Annotated in this window: 14 protein-coding genes; 10 read left to right on the top strand and 4 right to left on the bottom strand. The window is 63.0% G+C overall.

Annotated features, from left to right (window positions below):
• Positions 1–40: 40 nt before the first annotated feature.
• From AC4NN3_RS07935 to AC4NN3_RS07925, 3 genes are all read right to left on the bottom strand, one after another.
• Complete coding sequence (locus AC4NN3_RS07935; protein WP_491926564.1) at positions 41–1,057, bottom strand: ABC transporter substrate-binding protein; 1,017 nt, start codon at positions 1,055–1,057, stop codon at positions 41–43.
• A 410-nt stretch (positions 1,058–1,467) separates the two neighbouring features.
• Positions 1,468–2,397, bottom strand: coding sequence for a response regulator (locus AC4NN3_RS07930; RefSeq protein ID WP_491926563.1), 930 nt, complete (start codon positions 2,395–2,397; stop codon positions 1,468–1,470).
• On the bottom strand, positions 2,384–5,758 hold the full coding sequence (locus AC4NN3_RS07925; RefSeq protein ID WP_491926562.1) for a hybrid sensor histidine kinase/response regulator: 3,375 nt from the start codon (positions 5,756–5,758) through the stop codon (positions 2,384–2,386). Before AC4NN3_RS07925 ends, AC4NN3_RS07930 begins: the two co-directional genes overlap by 14 nt.
• A 238-nt stretch (positions 5,759–5,996) precedes the next feature.
• On the opposite strand from AC4NN3_RS07925, the gene urtA reads away from it, so the two are divergent.
• The 6 genes from urtA to urtE all read left to right on the top strand — a co-directional run bounded on the left by urtA (position 5,997) and on the right by urtE (position 12,717).
• A complete protein-coding gene (gene urtA, locus AC4NN3_RS07920) occupies positions 5,997–7,295 on the top strand; it encodes an urea ABC transporter substrate-binding protein (protein ID WP_491926561.1) in 1,299 nt (432 codons plus the stop codon).
• A gap of 74 nt (positions 7,296–7,369) precedes the next feature.
• Positions 7,370–9,010 carry an urea ABC transporter permease subunit UrtB gene (gene urtB / locus AC4NN3_RS07915; protein WP_491926560.1) on the top strand — a complete coding sequence of 547 codons (1,641 nt, stop codon included), beginning with the start codon at positions 7,370–7,372 and terminating at the stop codon, positions 9,008–9,010.
• On the top strand, positions 9,007–10,182 hold the full coding sequence (urtC, locus tag AC4NN3_RS07910; RefSeq protein WP_491926559.1) for an urea ABC transporter permease subunit UrtC: 1,176 nt from the start codon (positions 9,007–9,009) through the stop codon (positions 10,180–10,182). The genes urtB and urtC overlap by 4 nt, the downstream gene beginning before the upstream one ends.
• A 3-nt stretch (positions 10,183–10,185) precedes the next feature.
• Complete coding sequence (gene urtD / locus AC4NN3_RS07905) at positions 10,186–10,941, top strand: urea ABC transporter ATP-binding protein UrtD (RefSeq protein WP_491926558.1); 756 nt, start codon at positions 10,186–10,188, stop codon at positions 10,939–10,941.
• A 4-nt stretch (positions 10,942–10,945) separates the two neighbouring features.
• Positions 10,946–12,019, top strand: coding sequence for an alpha/beta fold hydrolase (locus AC4NN3_RS07900; protein ID WP_491926557.1), 1,074 nt, complete (start codon positions 10,946–10,948; stop codon positions 12,017–12,019).
• Positions 12,016–12,717 (top strand): urea ABC transporter ATP-binding subunit UrtE, encoded by a 702-nt coding sequence (urtE, locus tag AC4NN3_RS07895; protein ID WP_491926556.1) that lies wholly within the window; start codon positions 12,016–12,018, stop codon positions 12,715–12,717. Before AC4NN3_RS07900 ends, urtE begins: the two co-directional genes overlap by 4 nt.
• A gap of 53 nt (positions 12,718–12,770) precedes the next feature.
• Here urtE and AC4NN3_RS07890 read toward each other — a convergent pair whose 3' ends face one another.
• Positions 12,771–13,130, bottom strand: coding sequence for a hypothetical protein (locus tag AC4NN3_RS07890; RefSeq protein ID WP_491926555.1), 360 nt, complete (start codon positions 13,128–13,130; stop codon positions 12,771–12,773).
• A 32-nt stretch (positions 13,131–13,162) separates the two neighbouring features.
• On the opposite strand from AC4NN3_RS07890, the gene AC4NN3_RS07885 reads away from it, so the two are divergent.
• Genes AC4NN3_RS07885 through AC4NN3_RS07870 form a run of 4 tightly spaced genes read left to right on the top strand, consistent with a single transcriptional unit; the run spans position 13,163 to position 14,908 of the window.
• Complete coding sequence (locus tag AC4NN3_RS07885; RefSeq protein ID WP_491926554.1) at positions 13,163–14,020, top strand: urease accessory protein UreD; 858 nt, start codon at positions 13,163–13,165, stop codon at positions 14,018–14,020.
• An 8-nt stretch (positions 14,021–14,028) separates the two neighbouring features.
• Entirely contained in the window at positions 14,029–14,331 is a 303-nt protein-coding gene (locus AC4NN3_RS07880) for an urease subunit gamma (RefSeq protein WP_491926553.1), read from the top strand.
• A gap of 6 nt (positions 14,332–14,337) precedes the next feature.
• Entirely contained in the window at positions 14,338–14,592 is a 255-nt protein-coding gene (locus tag AC4NN3_RS07875; RefSeq protein WP_491926552.1) for a DUF1272 domain-containing protein, read from the top strand.
• 7 nt (positions 14,593–14,599) lie between these two features.
• Positions 14,600–14,908 carry an urease subunit beta gene (locus AC4NN3_RS07870; protein WP_491926551.1) on the top strand — a complete coding sequence of 103 codons (309 nt, stop codon included), beginning with the start codon at positions 14,600–14,602 and terminating at the stop codon, positions 14,906–14,908.
• Positions 14,909–14,939 lie beyond the last annotated feature (31 nt).

Below are 14,939 nucleotides of genomic sequence, written 5' to 3'. Positions count from 1 at the left end.
GAGTGACCCGGGCACAACTGCCCGGGCCATGTGGAGTTGATTACGGCAGCATGCGCTCGGCAGCCGGCGCCAGATACTGCGCGTCGAACACGTCCGCCGCTGCGACGGCGCCGGTCAGGCCCATGGAAACCTTGAGCGTCTCGATCGACGCAGCCAGCCGGTCCATGTCGACATCGCCAAACCCGTTCTCGATCACGTAGGGCGTCTTGATATTCATCGCATTGGCCATGCCGAGCCTTTCGAGCTCGATATCGCTGTTGAGCGTTTCATTGCGTGCCAATACGGCAGCAACGCCTGCCGCCGGATCAGCGACCGCATCCGAGAATCCCTTGACCAGTGCGCGCAGGAAACCTTTGACTGCCTCGGGATTTTCGTCGGCAAAGGCTTCGTTGACCAGCACGGCATTGCCATAGAGGTTCAAGCCGTTATCGGCGAACAGGATCGTGGCGATGTCCTCATCCGGCACGCCATTGGCCTTGAGGTTGAGGATGACCGAAAAGGCAAAGCCAAACACGCCATCGACATCGCCCGAGGCCAGCATGGGCTCGCGGACCGGAAAGCCGATCGATTCAAGGGTAATGCCAGAAGTGTCGATCCCGGCGACCTCGACAAAGGCCGGCCATTGCGCAAAAGCGCCATCCGGTGGCGGTGCACCAAGCGTCTTACCTTCCAGCGACTTGGGATCTTCGGTGACGCCCAGCGATTTGCGGCCGACCACAGCAAAGACCGGCTTCTCATAGACCATCATCACCGCCTTGACCGGCTGGCTGGAGTCCTCATCCAGAAACTTGATCACCGAGTTGATATCGCCAAAGCCCATTTGATAGGCACCTGTGGCGACACGCGGAATGGCCTCGACCGAGCCATTGCCGCTGTCGATGGTGACGTCGAGCCCTTCTTCCTTGAAATACCCCTTGTCCAGCGCCAGCAGAAAGCCGGCAGCTGGACCCTCATATTTCCAGTCCAGCGTGAACTTGACGGCCGTCTGCGCCATGGCCGGCAGGGTGGACAGCCCGGCCAGAGCGACAATGACGGAGGTGGTGATGAGCCTGTGCATGCGCATATCGGATGTCCCCGGATGAATATGCAGCAAGACAAGCCTACCCGCGAACGACGCGCAATAGAATTCGCCTACAAATGCAACAATTTTGTATTATGCAAAAAATTAAGCCATAACGCCTGAAAAATAGCCTTGGCTTCACATCCTGTCGGCAAAAACGAAAAAGGGCGCGAAGCCGAAGCTTCGCGCCCAACCGGGAACGCCACAAAGGAGCGTCAGCCTTTGCAGCATCCGCCGACCGGATAGCCCCAGAACGTTCGGAGCCAAAACCGTCTCCCCGGCCCGTGGTGTTCGGGCATTGGGGTCGCTCGAACAACGGGTGTTGGCAACAAGGGTTCCCGCCCGAGCAATCTGTGATCGAAACGTCAGTGTCCGGCGCTTGGCAAGAACACCGCTCGCCGGTCCGGCTAGAGTTCGAACAGCGCCTGCAGTGCCTGGATCGCCTTGATCGCGGCCGAGGCGCGGTTTTCGACGCCGAGCTTGGTATAGACCTGCTCGAGGTGCTTGTTCACCGTCCGCGGGCTGAGGCCCAGAATTTCCCCGATATCGCGGTTTGACTTGCCGCGGGCGATCCACAGCAGCACATCGCTTTCGCGCAGCGTCAGCCCGAAATGCTGCCGCAGCACCTCCTCCTGCCCCTCCGCCTGAGCACGGGCCAGCCGGAATAGATATTCATCGCCCCCGACCACGCCCAGAAAGCCATATTGCAGTTCGGGCGCCCCCGGCAGCCGCAGCTCGAAGCCGCTGCCCGGTGCCAGGTCATCGCCCCGCTGCACCCGCCAGGCCAGGAAACGGCCGGCCATCTCCCCCGACCCCTGCACGTCCACCCCCGATTGCTCGAGCAGCCTGGTGCTCTGTGGCGTCGACCACAACACCCCGCCATTGCTGCCAAACGCCACCAGGTGGCGCCCGGCCGCATCGAGTGCGATGCGCGCGCTCTGCGCCCGCCTTGCATTGGCCAGATGCACGCGGATGCGGGCGCGCAGCTCATCCACATTGATGGGCTTGGACAGATAGTCCACGCCGCCGCTTTCGAGCGCATGCACGATATGCTCGGTCTCGGTCAGCCCGGTCATGAAGATTATCGGCACATGGGTCAGGGTTGCCATCGCCTTGAGCCGCCGGCAGGTTTCGAAGCCATCCAGTCCCGGCATCACCGCGTCCATCAGCACCACGTCCGGTGCCACGCGCAGGGCAATGTTGAGCGCCGCCTCGCCGCTGCGTGCCACCAGCACGGTCACCCCGGCATCCTCGAGCGCCGACGTCAGGAACCCCAATGACTCCGGGGAGTCATCGACCAGCAGCACGATGTCCTGGTCTTTTTCAATCCGGCTCATGGCTCACCCGTTCGATGAGTTCGGCATAGCCCTCGAAGTCGAAGGCCGCAACATGCTGGCGCAGCGCTTCCACCAATGGCCGGTTGGCATCGACACCCGCCAGTTCCACCAGTTTGGCCTCGATCCCGCGCACATGGCCGATCTGCCCCAGGCTGACCAGTTCGCGCAAATGCTCACCCCCCGGCGATCGCAGTCTCGGCGGCTTGGCCGGCTGCTGAGCCGGGCCAGGCGCTGCATAGTCCCATTCCAGCTTGAGATGGGTCGCCAGCTTGTCCAGCAACTGGTTGAGCTCGAACGGCTTGGCCAGCGTATCGCTATGGCCGGTATCGGCACCGGTCGGCGCCGCGCCATCGCCGATATTGGCCGACAGCATGATGATGGGCGCCGCGACGCCGCGCTCACGCAACGCCTCGAGCAAATCCCAGCCGCTCATGCCTGGCATGCGGATGTCGAGAAAATACAGGTCCGGCTGTTCGAGCTCGATCGCCCGCAGGCAGGCAGGCCCATCCTTGACAGCAAACACAGCAAAGCCCAGCGGCGTCAGCATCTCGCGCATCAGGTCGCGATGGTCTTCATTGTCATCCACCACCATGATGTTGCGTGCCGGCCCCTTGTAGCCGACCACGCGCCGGATGTCGGCGCTGATCGCCTGTGCGCGCTCGACCTTGCTCAGCATCAACCGCGCCTGGAACCGCGTCCCCACGCCCAGCGTGCTGGTCAGCGTGATCTCCCCGCCCAGCGTTTCGGTCAGCAGTCTGGTAATGGTCAGTCCCAGCCCCAGCCCGGGCACGAACCGGTTGCGCTCCGCCTCGCCGCGCACGAAGGGCTCGAACACATGCTCGATATCGCTTGGGCCAATGCCGCTGCCGCTGTCCTCAACGATGAAATTGGCCACCTGATTGCGATATTCCACCGTGAAGCTGACATGGCCGGCGCTGGTGAACTTGATGGCATTGGACAGCAGGTTGACCAGGATCTGCCGCAACCGCTTCTCGTCCGTGCGCACATAGAGCGGCAACGCCGGCGCCCGACGATGGCGGAATTCGAGGCCCTTGGCCTTGGCCTGCAGGCGGAACATGTCAACGATCTGGTCGAGAAAGTCCTGGATGTTGATCTCGTTGGAATAAACCTGCAGCCGCCCCGCCTCGATCTTGGAAATGTCGAGCAGCCCATCGATCAACCCGGACAGGTGTTCTGCGCTGCGCCTTATGATCTGCACCGAGCCGCGCCGGTTTTCCGGCAGGCCGGCATCGCGTTCCAGCACCTGCGCATAACCCATCACCGCATTGAGCGGCGTCCGCAGCTCATGGCTGAGCCCCACCACATAGCGGCTCTTCGCGAGGTTCGCGGCCTCGGCCTTTTCCTTGGCCCGCTGCAGCGCCGCATCGGTGCGCGAATGCGCGTTGATTTCCTTGAGCAGCAGCGTGTTCTGCCGCGAGCTTTCCTCTTCGGCCACCAGCCGGCTGTCATGCGCCAGCACCAGGAACCAGGTGATGATCCCGGCGGTGACCGCAAACACGAAGAACACCACCGCCAGCGTGCCGCCCACCACATCGGCCGTATGCGGCGCTGAACCGGCCGCGAAATAATAGATCAGCCACAGCGCCGCGCCCAGCATGGTCACGGCGATAGCCATGGCAATGCCATAGCGGCCCAGCCTTGTCTGCAGCTTGGCAATGGCCCATTCGGGTAGGATGCTGGCGGCTACGGCATGGGTTTGAGCACGGATATGCGCGTGTGGCTTGCACATGTCGTGGCAGCGCGCATCGAGCGAACAGCACAGCGAACAGATCGGCGCCGCATATGCCGGGCACCAGGCCATGTCCTCGGGCTCGAACGGATGCTCGCAGATCGAACAGGTCACCGAGTTCAGCGTCTGCCACTGCTTGCGCGGCTTGCGCGCCAGGTAATACCGCCCCTTGGTCGCCCAGGCGATCGTCGGCGAGGCGATGAAGGCCACGACCAGCGCCACATAGGACGACAGGGCTGCTGCCATCTCGCCGAACACCCCAAAATGGGCGGCCAGCGCAATGACCGTGGCCAGCAGCATCGAGCCCACGCCGACTGGATTGATGTCGTAAAGATGCGCCCGCTTGAACTCGATGCCCGGCGGCGCCAGGCCCAGCGGCTTGTTGATGAATAGGTCTGCCGAGATCGAGCACAGCCAGGCCATGGCAATGATCGAAAAGATGCCCAGCGTCTCCTCGAGCAGCCGGTAGATGCCCAGTTCCATCAGCAGCAGCGCGATGGCCACATTGAACAGCAGCCACACCACGCGCCCGGGATGGCTATGCGTCAGGCGCGAGAAGAAATTCGACCAGGCCAGCGACCCGGCATAGGCATTCATCACATTGATCTTGAGCTGGCTGATCACCACGAACACAGCCATCAGCATCAGCGCCAGGAATTCATTGGGGATCATGTAGCCGAAAGCCACCGCATACATGTAGCCGGGTTCGGCCGCATGCTCGGGCGCAACCCCGCTCGACAGCGCCAGATAGGCCAGGAACGAGCCCGCCAGCAGCTTGGGCGCGCCCACCACGACCCAGCCGGCACCGGCCAGGAATATCGACACCTTGTGCCGCCACTTGCTGGCGCCTTCCGCCGGCAGGAAACGCAGGAAGTCGACCTGCTCGCCGATCTGCGTCATCAGCGCCAGGATCACCGCCGAGGCCGCCCCGAACTTGGCCAGTTCGAACGGCGCCATGCTGCCGGCAGGCGCCTCCGGTAGCCCTAGTCCGGCAAAGCCGCGCCAGAGCTCGAACTTGTCCCAGTCGAGAAAGGCGATGAAGATGAACGGCAGGATATTGAGCACGATCCAGACCGGCTGGGTAATCAGCTGAAACCGGCTGATCATCTGCACGCCGTGGGTGACCAGCGGGATCACCACCACGGCGCTGATGATATAGCCCATCCACAGCGGAATGCCGAAGGCCAGCTGCAGCGCGCTCGACATGATCGCCGCCTCGATGGCGAACAGGATGAAGGTGAAACTGGCATAGATCAGCGATGTGACCGTGGAGCCGATATAGCCAAAGCTGGCGCCGCGGGTCAGCAGATCGACATCGACGCCGTGCTTGGTCGCGTAGCGCGCAATGGGCAGGCCGATCACCAGGATGGCAATGGAGGCCACGACAATGGCAATGACGGCATTGGTGGTGCCGTAGCTCAGCGTGATGGCCCCGCCGATGGCTTCCAGCGCCAAAAACGAGATCGCCCCGATGGCCGTCTGCGAGATCCGGTCATTGGAAAAGCGCCGCGCCGACTTGGCGGTAAAGCGCAGCGCATAATCTTCCAGGGTCTGGTTGGCGACCCAGCGATTGTACTCGCGGCGGATGGGGATGATGCGTTGTCGCGCCATGAACCGTCTAGTTGTTAATCAATTTCGTCGGCAGCACAAATAATCGCCAAGCCAGTGTTAGCACGCTCTTTCCCTGCAAACACTAGGTTTTTGCAGCCTTGGCGATCACTGCGAGGCCCTGCCAGGCGGGCAGGTACGTCAATCGACGTATAGGGCCCGGTTAACATTCCATCCCACAGTCCCCCCAACAAGCGCCTCCCTTGGTGGCTTGGGGCACATTTGCATGAGGGACAATCACATGAACAATTTCGGCGCGAAGAGCGCTTTGCTTGCTGCGGCCATGGCCGGCAGCCTCTCCATGACGGCCATGGTTCCGGCTTTTGCCCAGGATGAGACCATCAAGGTCGGCGTCCTGCACTCGCTGTCGGGCACGATGGCGATTTCCGAAACCACGCTCAAGGACACCATGCTGTTCCTGATCGACGAGCAAAACAAGAAGGGCGGCCTTCTGGGCAAGCAGCTTGAGGCTGTCGTGGTGGACCCCGCTTCCGACTGGCCGCTCTTTGCCGAAAAGGCCCGCGAACTGATCGAAGTCAACGGCGTCGCCGCAGTCTTCGGCTGCTGGACCTCGTCCTCGCGCAAGTCGGTTCTGCCGGTCTTCGAGGAACTCAATTCCATCCTCTTCTACCCCGTTCAGTACGAGGGTGAAGAAAGCCAGCGCAACGTGTTCTACACCGGCGCCGCTCCCAACCAGCAGGCCATCCCCGCCGTCGACTACCTGATGGAAAACGAAGGCGTCGAGCGCTGGGTTCTCGCCGGCACCGACTATGTCTATCCGCAGACGACCAACAAGATCCTTGAGCAATACCTCATGGACAAGGGCGTCGCCAAAGAAGACATCATGATCAACTACACGCCCTTCGGCCATTCCGATTGGCAGACCATCGTCTCCGACATCAAGACTTTCGGCTCGACCGGCAAGAAAACCGCTGTGGTCTCCACCATCAATGGCGATGCCAACGTGCCGTTCTACAAGGAACTCGCCAACCAGGGCATCAAGGCCGAGGACATCCCGGTCGTCGCCTTCTCGGTCGGTGAAGAAGAACTGGCCGGCTTCGACACCACGCCGCTGGTCGGTCACCTGGCTGCCTGGAACTACTTCCAGTCCGTCGATGTGCCGGAAAACGCCGCCTTCATCGAATCCTGGCAGACCTTCATGGGCGACGCCGAAAAGGTCACCAACGACCCCATGGAAGCCACTGTCATTGGCTTCAACCTCTGGGTTCAGGCTGTCGAAAAGGCCGGCACCACCGACACCGACGCCGTGCTCGACGCCATTATCGGCCTCGAAACCCCGAACCTGACCGGTGGCATCGCCAAGATGCTCCCCAACCACCACATCACCAAGCCGGTGCTGATCGGTGAAATCCAGGCCGACGGCCAGTTCGAAGTCGTCTCGGAATCCGAACTCGTCCCCGGCGATGCCTGGTCCGACTTCCTGCCCGAATCCAAGATGATCGAAGCCGATTGGACCGCGCCGATCTCCTGCGGCAACTACAATACCGAAACCAAGATGTGTGGCGGCACGGCGATGTAATTCGTCCCGCCTGCAACCACCGACGAGGACGGCTTCCGCCGCCCTCGTCTTCCACTGACAGACGCATGAGGCCAATGATGAACGCAATCACCCTGCTCCGGACCATCGCGCTCCTCCTTGCCCTCACGCTCGGCTTTGCCGCTCAAGCCCAGGCTCAGGGCCAGATCGCCGACGCTGAACTGAGCCCCCTGGTCGACGCCTTGGCCCCCGGCAATTTCAAGGACCGTGAAGCTGCCATCGGCGTGCTCGCCGCCACCGGCGATCCCCGCGTCGTGCCCGTGCTCGAAATCCTGCTCGAAGGCGAACTCTACGTCGATGAGGCCAGTGGCAAGGTGGTCTTTACCGCTGCTTCGGGTGGCAAGGGGACGATCTCAGATCCCGTGACCGGGGCAGAACTGCCAAGCCTGACAGAAGACGGCCTCGACAAGGTCAAGGTCAATAACGGCCTGCGCCGCGTGCTGCGTACTGCCATCGGCCAGATGACGCTGCTGAGCGAGGATCCCGGAACGCGTCTCTTCGCCGCCCAGTCCATCCTGCGCGACGCCGATCCGGCCCAGCTCGAGCTGCTCGACAGCGCCATCGCCGCCGAAACCGATGCCAATATCCAGCGCGTCATGCAGCAGGCCCGTGCGGCCATCATTCTCAAGACGCCCGACGCCGCCATCGAGGACTGGCAGGCCGCCATTCCCGTGGTGCAGGCCATTGGCGGCCGCGACGCGCTCAATACGCTGACCACCGCCCTCAATACCGCGCCTGAAACGGTCAGGCCGCTGATCCAAACCGCCATTGACGGCCTCGCCCGCGACCGCGCCGTCTGGGATGTCGCGCAGAACGTCTGGTTCGGCATCTCGCTCGGCTCGGTCCTGCTGCTCGCCGCCATTGGCCTTGCCATCACCTTCGGCGTCATGGGCGTCATCAACATGGCCCATGGCGAAATGGTCATGCTGGGCGCCTACACCACCTTCGTGGTGCAGGAGATCATCCGCCAGAACTTTCCGGGCCTGTTCGACTGGTCGCTCGCCATTGCTCTGCCCTTGGCCTTCCTGGTGACCGGCCTGATCGGCATCGCCATCGAACGCGGCATTATCCGCTTTCTCTATGGCCGGCCGCTCGAGACGCTGCTGGCCACCTGGGGCATCTCGCTGATCATCCAGCAGGCCGTGCAGCGCATCTTCAGCGCCAATATCCGTGAGGTCGGCAACCCGACCTGGATGTCGGGCTCGTTCGAGCTCGGCGGCCTCGCCATCACCTGGAACCGCTTCTACATCGTCATCTTCGCCATGATGGTCTTCGTCGCCTTGCTGCTGGTGCTCAAATATACCGCCATTGGCCTGCATATGCGCGCCGTCACGCAGAACCGCCGCATGGCCTCGGCCATGGGCATCCGCACCCCGCTGGTCGACGCCATGACCTTCGGCCTCGGCTCCGGCATTGCCGGCCTGGCCGGTGTGGCCCTCAGCCAGATCGGCAACGTCTCGCCCAATCTGGGCCAGGGCTACATCATCGACAGCTTCATGGTCGTCGTCTTCGGCGGCGTGGGTAACCTCTGGGGCACGCTGGTCGGCGCCCTCACCCTGGGCATCGCCAACAAGTTCATCGAGCCCTATGCCGGCGCGGTACTGGGCAAGATCATCATCCTTGTCCTCATCATCCTGTTCATCCAGCGCCGTCCCCGCGGCCTCTTCGCGCTCAAGGGACGCTCGATCGAAGCATGATTACCCAGGCTCTCTTCCGCGCCCTAGATCGCAAGGCCATCTGGATCGTCACCATCCTGCTGCTCGTTGCCATTCTCGTGCCGATGTCCAACCTACTGCTGCCCGATGGCCATCCTTTGCGCCTGCCCAACTACGCCGTGCTCCTGTTCGGCAAATATCTCACCTTCGCCATGCTGGCGCTCGCGCTCGACCTGGTCTGGGGCTATTGCGGCATTCTTTCGCTCGGCCACGGCGCCTTCTTTGCCATCGGCGGCTATGCCATGGGCATGTATCTGATGCGCCAGATCGGCACCCGCGGCGTCTATGCCAATCCTATCCTGCCCGATTTCATGGTGTTCCTGAACTGGAAGGAACTGCCCTGGTACTGGATGGGCATGGACAATTTCTGGTTCGCCATGCTGATGGTCGTGGTCGTACCGGGCCTGCTGGCCTTCGTCTTCGGCTTCCTGGCCTTTCGCAGCCGCGTCACCGGCGTCTATCTCTCCATCATCACCCAGGCCATGACCTATGCCCTGCTGCTGGCCTTCTTCCGCAATGATATGGGCTTTGGCGGCAATAACGGCCTGACCGATTTCAAGGACATTCTGGGCCAGCCGGTGCAGGCCGGCACCACCCGCGCCGCCCTGTTCGCTGCCTCGGCCATCGCTCTGGCCCTGGCAGTCCTCGTCTGTTCGATGATCGTCAATTCCAAGCTCGGCAAGGTCATGGTGGCCGTGCGCGATGCCGAAAGCCGCACCCGCTTTCTCGGTTACCGCGTCGAATATGTGAAGCTCTTTGCCTTCGTCGTCTCGGCCATCATCGCCGGCATCGCCGGCGCGCTTTATGTGCCGCAGGTCGGCATCATCAACCCGTCCGAATTCGAGCCCGCCAATTCCATCGAGGTGGTGATCTGGACCGCCGTGGGTGGCCGCGGCACCATTATCGGCCCCATCATCGGCGGCATCCTGGTCAATGTCGGCAAGTCCTATTTCACCGGCGCCTTCCCGGAATACTGGCTCTTTGCCCTGGGCGCGCTCTTCGTCGTCACCACGCTCTTCCTGCCCAAGGGCATTGTCGGCCTCATCGGCCAGTACCGTGCCGCCACCACCAGGCGCGAGCAGCACGACCGCAGTGCCGCCACACCCGCCCAGGTGGAAGCCGGCACCGATCCCCAACCCAAGCCGGCGGAATAAGCCATGACCGACTCCAACAAGCTTGGCACCATGCTCTACCTGGATGGCGTCTCGGTGGCCTTTGATGGCTTCAAGGCCATCAACAACCTCTCCATCATCGTCCACCCCGCTGAAATGCTGGCCATCATCGGCCCCAATGGCGCGGGCAAGACCACCATGATGGATATCATCACCGGCAAGACGCGGCCCGATGACGGCCAGGTGCTGTTTGACGGCCGCACCGACCTGACCAGGTTGGACGAGGCGGCCATCGCCAATCTGGGCATTGGCCGCAAATTCCAGAAGCCGACCGTGTTTGAAAGCCAGACCGTCTGGGACAATATCGAACTGGCCCTGAAAAAGCCGCGCGGCGTCTTCTCGGCCCTGTTCTACGTTGCCGACGGCCCCGATATCTCCCGCATCACCGAAATCCTTGAAACGGTACGCCTGCTCGCCCGCAAGGACGAACTGGCGGCCGACCTCAGCCACGGCCAGAAGCAGTGGCTGGAAATCGGCATGCTGCTCGCCCAGGACCCCAAACTGCTGCTGGTTGACGAACCGGTTGCCGGCATGACCGACGCCGAAACCGTCGAGACCGCCAAGCTGCTGCGCGACATCGCCAGGACCCGTTCGGTCGTGGTGGTCGAGCACGACATGAGCTTCGTCCGCGAACTGGGCTCTCGCGTCACCTGCCTTGCCGAAGGCTCGGTCCTGGCGGAAGGAACACTCGATCAGGTCAGCGCCAACCCCGTTGTCATCGAACGCTATCTGGGGCGCTGAATTGATGGAAATCAACGCCCAGCGCCAGGTCAACGACTACCATTCTCCTCGATCGGGGGCGCAGTTTTCGTCCGCCGGCCTCGCCCGGGAGGAATGGCAGATGGTGACACGGCGGACACTTCTGGCAATGGGCGTGGTGGCAGGCGGCGCCGCTATTGGCGGCACCATGGCGGCAACCAGCTTTGCCCATTCCATGCAAACGGCCAATGCCGCTATCGACCCCAACCTTTCCAGTCTTATCCAAAGCCGCTTCGGGGCGCTGGAATATGCCGAGCGCGGCGTGGGCGCTCCCGTCCTCATGGTGCATGGCACCGGCGGCGGCTTTGACCAGGGCCTGATGTTCGCCCACGGCTTGGTGGAGCGGGGCTATCGCGTCATTGCCCCGTCGCGCTTCGGCCATCTCCGCTCCGATCTTCCTGCCGACCCCTCCAGCGCCAATCAGGCAGACGCCTTCGTCGACCTGCTCGATCATCTGCGTATCGACAGGGTTGCCATTGCCGGCGGCTCCGCCGGGGCGCTGTCGGCGATCGAATTCGCCATCCGCCACCCTGACCGCTGCGCCGCGCTTTTGCCCATCGTGCCGGCCACCTATGTGCCCAGCCGGGATGCGGTCACCGCCGACAATGCGCCGGCGGGGGTGGAGGCAGCCATGCAACTGTTCCGCTCGGACTTCCTGTTCTGGGCGGCCATCCGCACCGTCCCCGACCTGCTGACCGGCACCCTGCTCGCCACCGATCCGGCCCTGCTGCAGACGGCTTCCCCCGCAGAGGCCGCGCGCGCCAAAGCCATCCTGTGGTCACTGCTGCCGGTCAGCCGCCGCGTCGATGGCATGGCCAACGATGCCCGCCTGGCCGGACATCCAGCACCTTCCGCTCTGGAGCGCATCACCGCCCCGGTACTCGCCATTTCAGTCGAGGACGATCGCTTCGGCACCGCCCTGGCTGCACGCTACATCGCCGCGACGGTCAAAGACGCCAGGCTCGTCCTCTTCCCCTCGGGTGGCCATATCTGGCTGGGTCATGACGACGACCTGACCAGCCAGATGGATACCTTCCTCCAGCAGATCGGATCCCCATGACCGCCCTGTCCATCAATGCCATCGATCTGCACTATGGTGCTGCCCAGGCGCTCAAGTCGGTGTCGCTCGAATGCCGGCCAGGACGCATCACCGCCGTGCTCGGGCGCAATGGCGTCGGCAAGTCATCGACATTGCGCGCGATCACCGGTGTGCACAACATCTCGGCGGGAGACATTCGTTTCGGTGACACCGCACTGCGCAAGGCGCCGCCTTACAAGCGCGCCCGCATGGGTATCGGCTATGTGCCGCAGGGCCGGGAGATATTCCCTTTGCTCACGGTCAAGGAAAACCTCGAGACGGGCTATGCCGGCCTCAAGCGCGCCGATCGGTCGATTCCGCCCTATATTTTCGAGCTCTTCCCGGTGCTGAAATCCATGCTGGGGCGGCGCGGCGGCGATCTGTCGGGCGGACAGCAGCAGCAATTGGCCATCGGCAGAGCACTGGTGACACGGCCCAAGGTACTCGTGCTCGACGAGCCGACGGAAGGCATTCAGCCCTCGATCATCAAGGATATTGGCCGCGCGCTGCAATTCCTGCGCGACGAGAAGGGAATGACGATTTTGCTGGTCGAGCAATTCCTCGACTTCTGCCGGGAAATCGCGGACGATATCTACGTTATGGACCGCGGTGAAATCCAGCATGCCGGCCCCGCCAGCGATCTGGATCGCCCCGATGTACGCCGACACTTGATGGTCTAGTAACAGGAAACGCCCGGCCGAGGCCGGGCGCACAATACCCGAGGGTATCGATACTACTTGGTAGTGGCAGCTTCTTCCGCTGGGATCACGGTGTCGGCAGGCAGCAGGCCGGCTTCGACGCAATCGCGCAGGGTGATGTCATCGATAACCTTGGAGTCCGAATCGGTCGCGTCGGCCGCTGGTGCAGCAGGCGTCATCGTGGAGTCTGTCTCTTCGCCGGCGGTCGTCGTCTCGCCAACCATCTGGTCACACATGGCCTGGACACGAGGAAGATCAATATCAGTAACGCTCACACCGCCGACAACAGTCTGGGCATAGGCGGCGCCGGAAAAACCAAGAGCGACAGCAAGAGCGGCGGCGGATACAATATTAGTGAAACGCATTTTTCTAAGCCTTTGTTTTTTTGTGGTCATAGAGCGTTTGCTCACAGTGGAAATGCTTGACGGTGAATAAAGTTGCCGATGCACTAGATCAGACCGATCACGTTTTTGCGCCGGCACTGCAAAGGGCCCGAGGCGCTGGCCGGATCCGCACCAAGCAGGGCGACGGCATTACCCGCCTGGATCGCCTTTACCAGGATGGCTGTGCAAAGATTCGCCTTCCGCACACCCATTCCAGCGCCCTTGAGGCAGTCCTGATCAACACCGCCGGCGGGCTCACCGGTGGCGATCGCATGGACTGGGCGGCGCACATTGCCGCCGACGGCAGGGCCGTGCTGACGACGCAGGCCTGCGAACGCGTCTATCGCTCGCTGGGCGGACCGGCCACGGTCAATACCCGTCTCGAGGTCGGCGCCAACGCCCATCTCGACTGGCTGCCGCAGGAAACCATCCTGTTTGCCGCCAGCCAGCTTGATCGCCGCATCGACATCGACCTGGCCGAGGGCGCCAGCCTGACCGCGATAGAGGCTATCCTGCTCGGCCGCGACGCCATGGGCGAAGTCGCGCTGGACGCCCGGCTGCGCGACAGCTGGCGGGTGCGCCGCAACGGACGCCTGATCCATGCCGAGGCGACCCGTCTCGACGGCACCGAAGCCGAACGCAACGGCCTGTCGCTGCTGGCCGGCAGACGGGCCTTCGCCACGGTGCTGCATATTGCGCCCAGCGCCGATGCCTGCGCCGCCCGCCTTGTTCGCCTGCGCGCCATGCTGCCCGAAGACGGCCGGATTGCCGCCAGCGCCAATGGCGACCGCCTCACTGTCCGCGTCCTGGCGCAAACAGGCCTTGCAATGCGCCGCCTGATCGTTCCAATTCTGGCTGAGCTTTCCGGCGCCGGCGCGCTACCGCGCCTCTGGCATCTATAGGACCCACGATGAACCTGACCCCGCGTGAAAAAGACAAACTCCTGATTGCCATGGCCGCTATCGTGGCCCGCAAGCGCCTGGAGCGCGGCGTCAAGCTCAACCATCCAGAAGCCATCGCCCTGATCAGCGATTTCGTCGTCGAAGGTGCCCGCGACGGCCGCCCGGTCGCCGAACTGATGGAAGCGGGCGCCCATGTCATCACCCGCGCTCAGGTCATGGACGGCATCGCCGAGATGATCCACGACGTGCAGGTCGAGGCCACCTTCCCCGACGGCACCAAGCTCGTCACCGTCCACCAGCCGATCCGCTAGGCCGCCATGCTCGAACTGCGCCCCTCCTGCGAATGCTGCGACAAGGATCTGCCGCCGGCCGCAACCGATGCGATGATCTGCAGCTTTGAATGCACCTTCTGTGCCGATTGCGTCGAACACCGGCTGGCCGGCATCTGCCCCAATTGCGGTGGCGGCTTTGCCCCCCGCCCCATCCGCCCGGCCGGCAAGCTGGCCAATAATCCGCCATCCACCATTCGCATCTTCAAGCCCGCCGGCTGCGGCCCGGCCAACGCTGCGTGAGCACACCATGATCCCAGGCGAAATCATCACCCTTCCCGGCGACATCGAACTCAATGTCGGCGCACCCCAGATCACCATCGAAGTGGCCAATGCTGGCGATCGCCCGATCCAGATCGGCTCGCACTATCATTTCTTCGAAGCCAATTCCGGCCTGGTCTTTGACCGGGACCGCGCGCGCGGCATGCGGCTCGACATCGCGGCGGGCACAGCCGTCCGCTTTGAGCCCGGCCAAGCCCGCGAGGTGCGGCTGATCCCCTTTGCCGGCGACCGGGCCGTCTATGGCTTCCGCCAGCAGATCATGGGCGCTCTGGATTAGCGCTGGGCCTGTGCCCCAACTATCCATAAAA

The sequence above is a fragment of the Devosia sp. MDV22-iso42 genome, from assembly GCF_058629155.1.
Note: the sequence above shows the minus strand (reverse complement) of the source record. Positions and strands in the feature narration are given on the sequence as shown.

Excerpts from the sequence above, each read along its gene's own strand:
- AC4NN3_RS07935 (WP_491926564.1), bottom strand. The coding sequence starts at position 1,057 with ATGCACAGGCTCATCACCACCTCCGTCATTGTCGCTCTGGCCGGGCTG.
- AC4NN3_RS07930 (WP_491926563.1), bottom strand. The coding sequence starts at position 2,397 with ATGAGCCGGATTGAAAAAGACCAGGACATCGTGCTGCTGGTCGATGAC.
- AC4NN3_RS07925 (WP_491926562.1), bottom strand. The coding sequence starts at position 5,758 with ATGGCGCGACAACGCATCATCCCCATCCGCCGCGAGTACAATCGCTGG.
- urtA (WP_491926561.1), top strand. The coding sequence starts at position 5,997 with ATGAACAATTTCGGCGCGAAGAGCGCTTTGCTTGCTGCGGCCATGGCC.
- urtB (WP_491926560.1), top strand. The coding sequence starts at position 7,370 with ATGATGAACGCAATCACCCTGCTCCGGACCATCGCGCTCCTCCTTGCC.
- urtC (WP_491926559.1), top strand. The coding sequence starts at position 9,007 with ATGATTACCCAGGCTCTCTTCCGCGCCCTAGATCGCAAGGCCATCTGG.
- urtD (WP_491926558.1), top strand. The coding sequence starts at position 10,186 with ATGACCGACTCCAACAAGCTTGGCACCATGCTCTACCTGGATGGCGTC.
- AC4NN3_RS07900 (WP_491926557.1), top strand. The coding sequence starts at position 10,946 with ATGGAAATCAACGCCCAGCGCCAGGTCAACGACTACCATTCTCCTCGA.
- urtE (WP_491926556.1), top strand. The coding sequence starts at position 12,016 with ATGACCGCCCTGTCCATCAATGCCATCGATCTGCACTATGGTGCTGCC.
- AC4NN3_RS07890 (WP_491926555.1), bottom strand. The coding sequence starts at position 13,130 with ATGACCACAAAAAAACAAAGGCTTAGAAAAATGCGTTTCACTAATATT.
- AC4NN3_RS07880 (WP_491926553.1), top strand. The coding sequence starts at position 14,029 with ATGAACCTGACCCCGCGTGAAAAAGACAAACTCCTGATTGCCATGGCC.
- AC4NN3_RS07875 (WP_491926552.1), top strand. The coding sequence starts at position 14,338 with ATGCTCGAACTGCGCCCCTCCTGCGAATGCTGCGACAAGGATCTGCCG.
- AC4NN3_RS07870 (WP_491926551.1), top strand. The coding sequence starts at position 14,600 with ATGATCCCAGGCGAAATCATCACCCTTCCCGGCGACATCGAACTCAAT.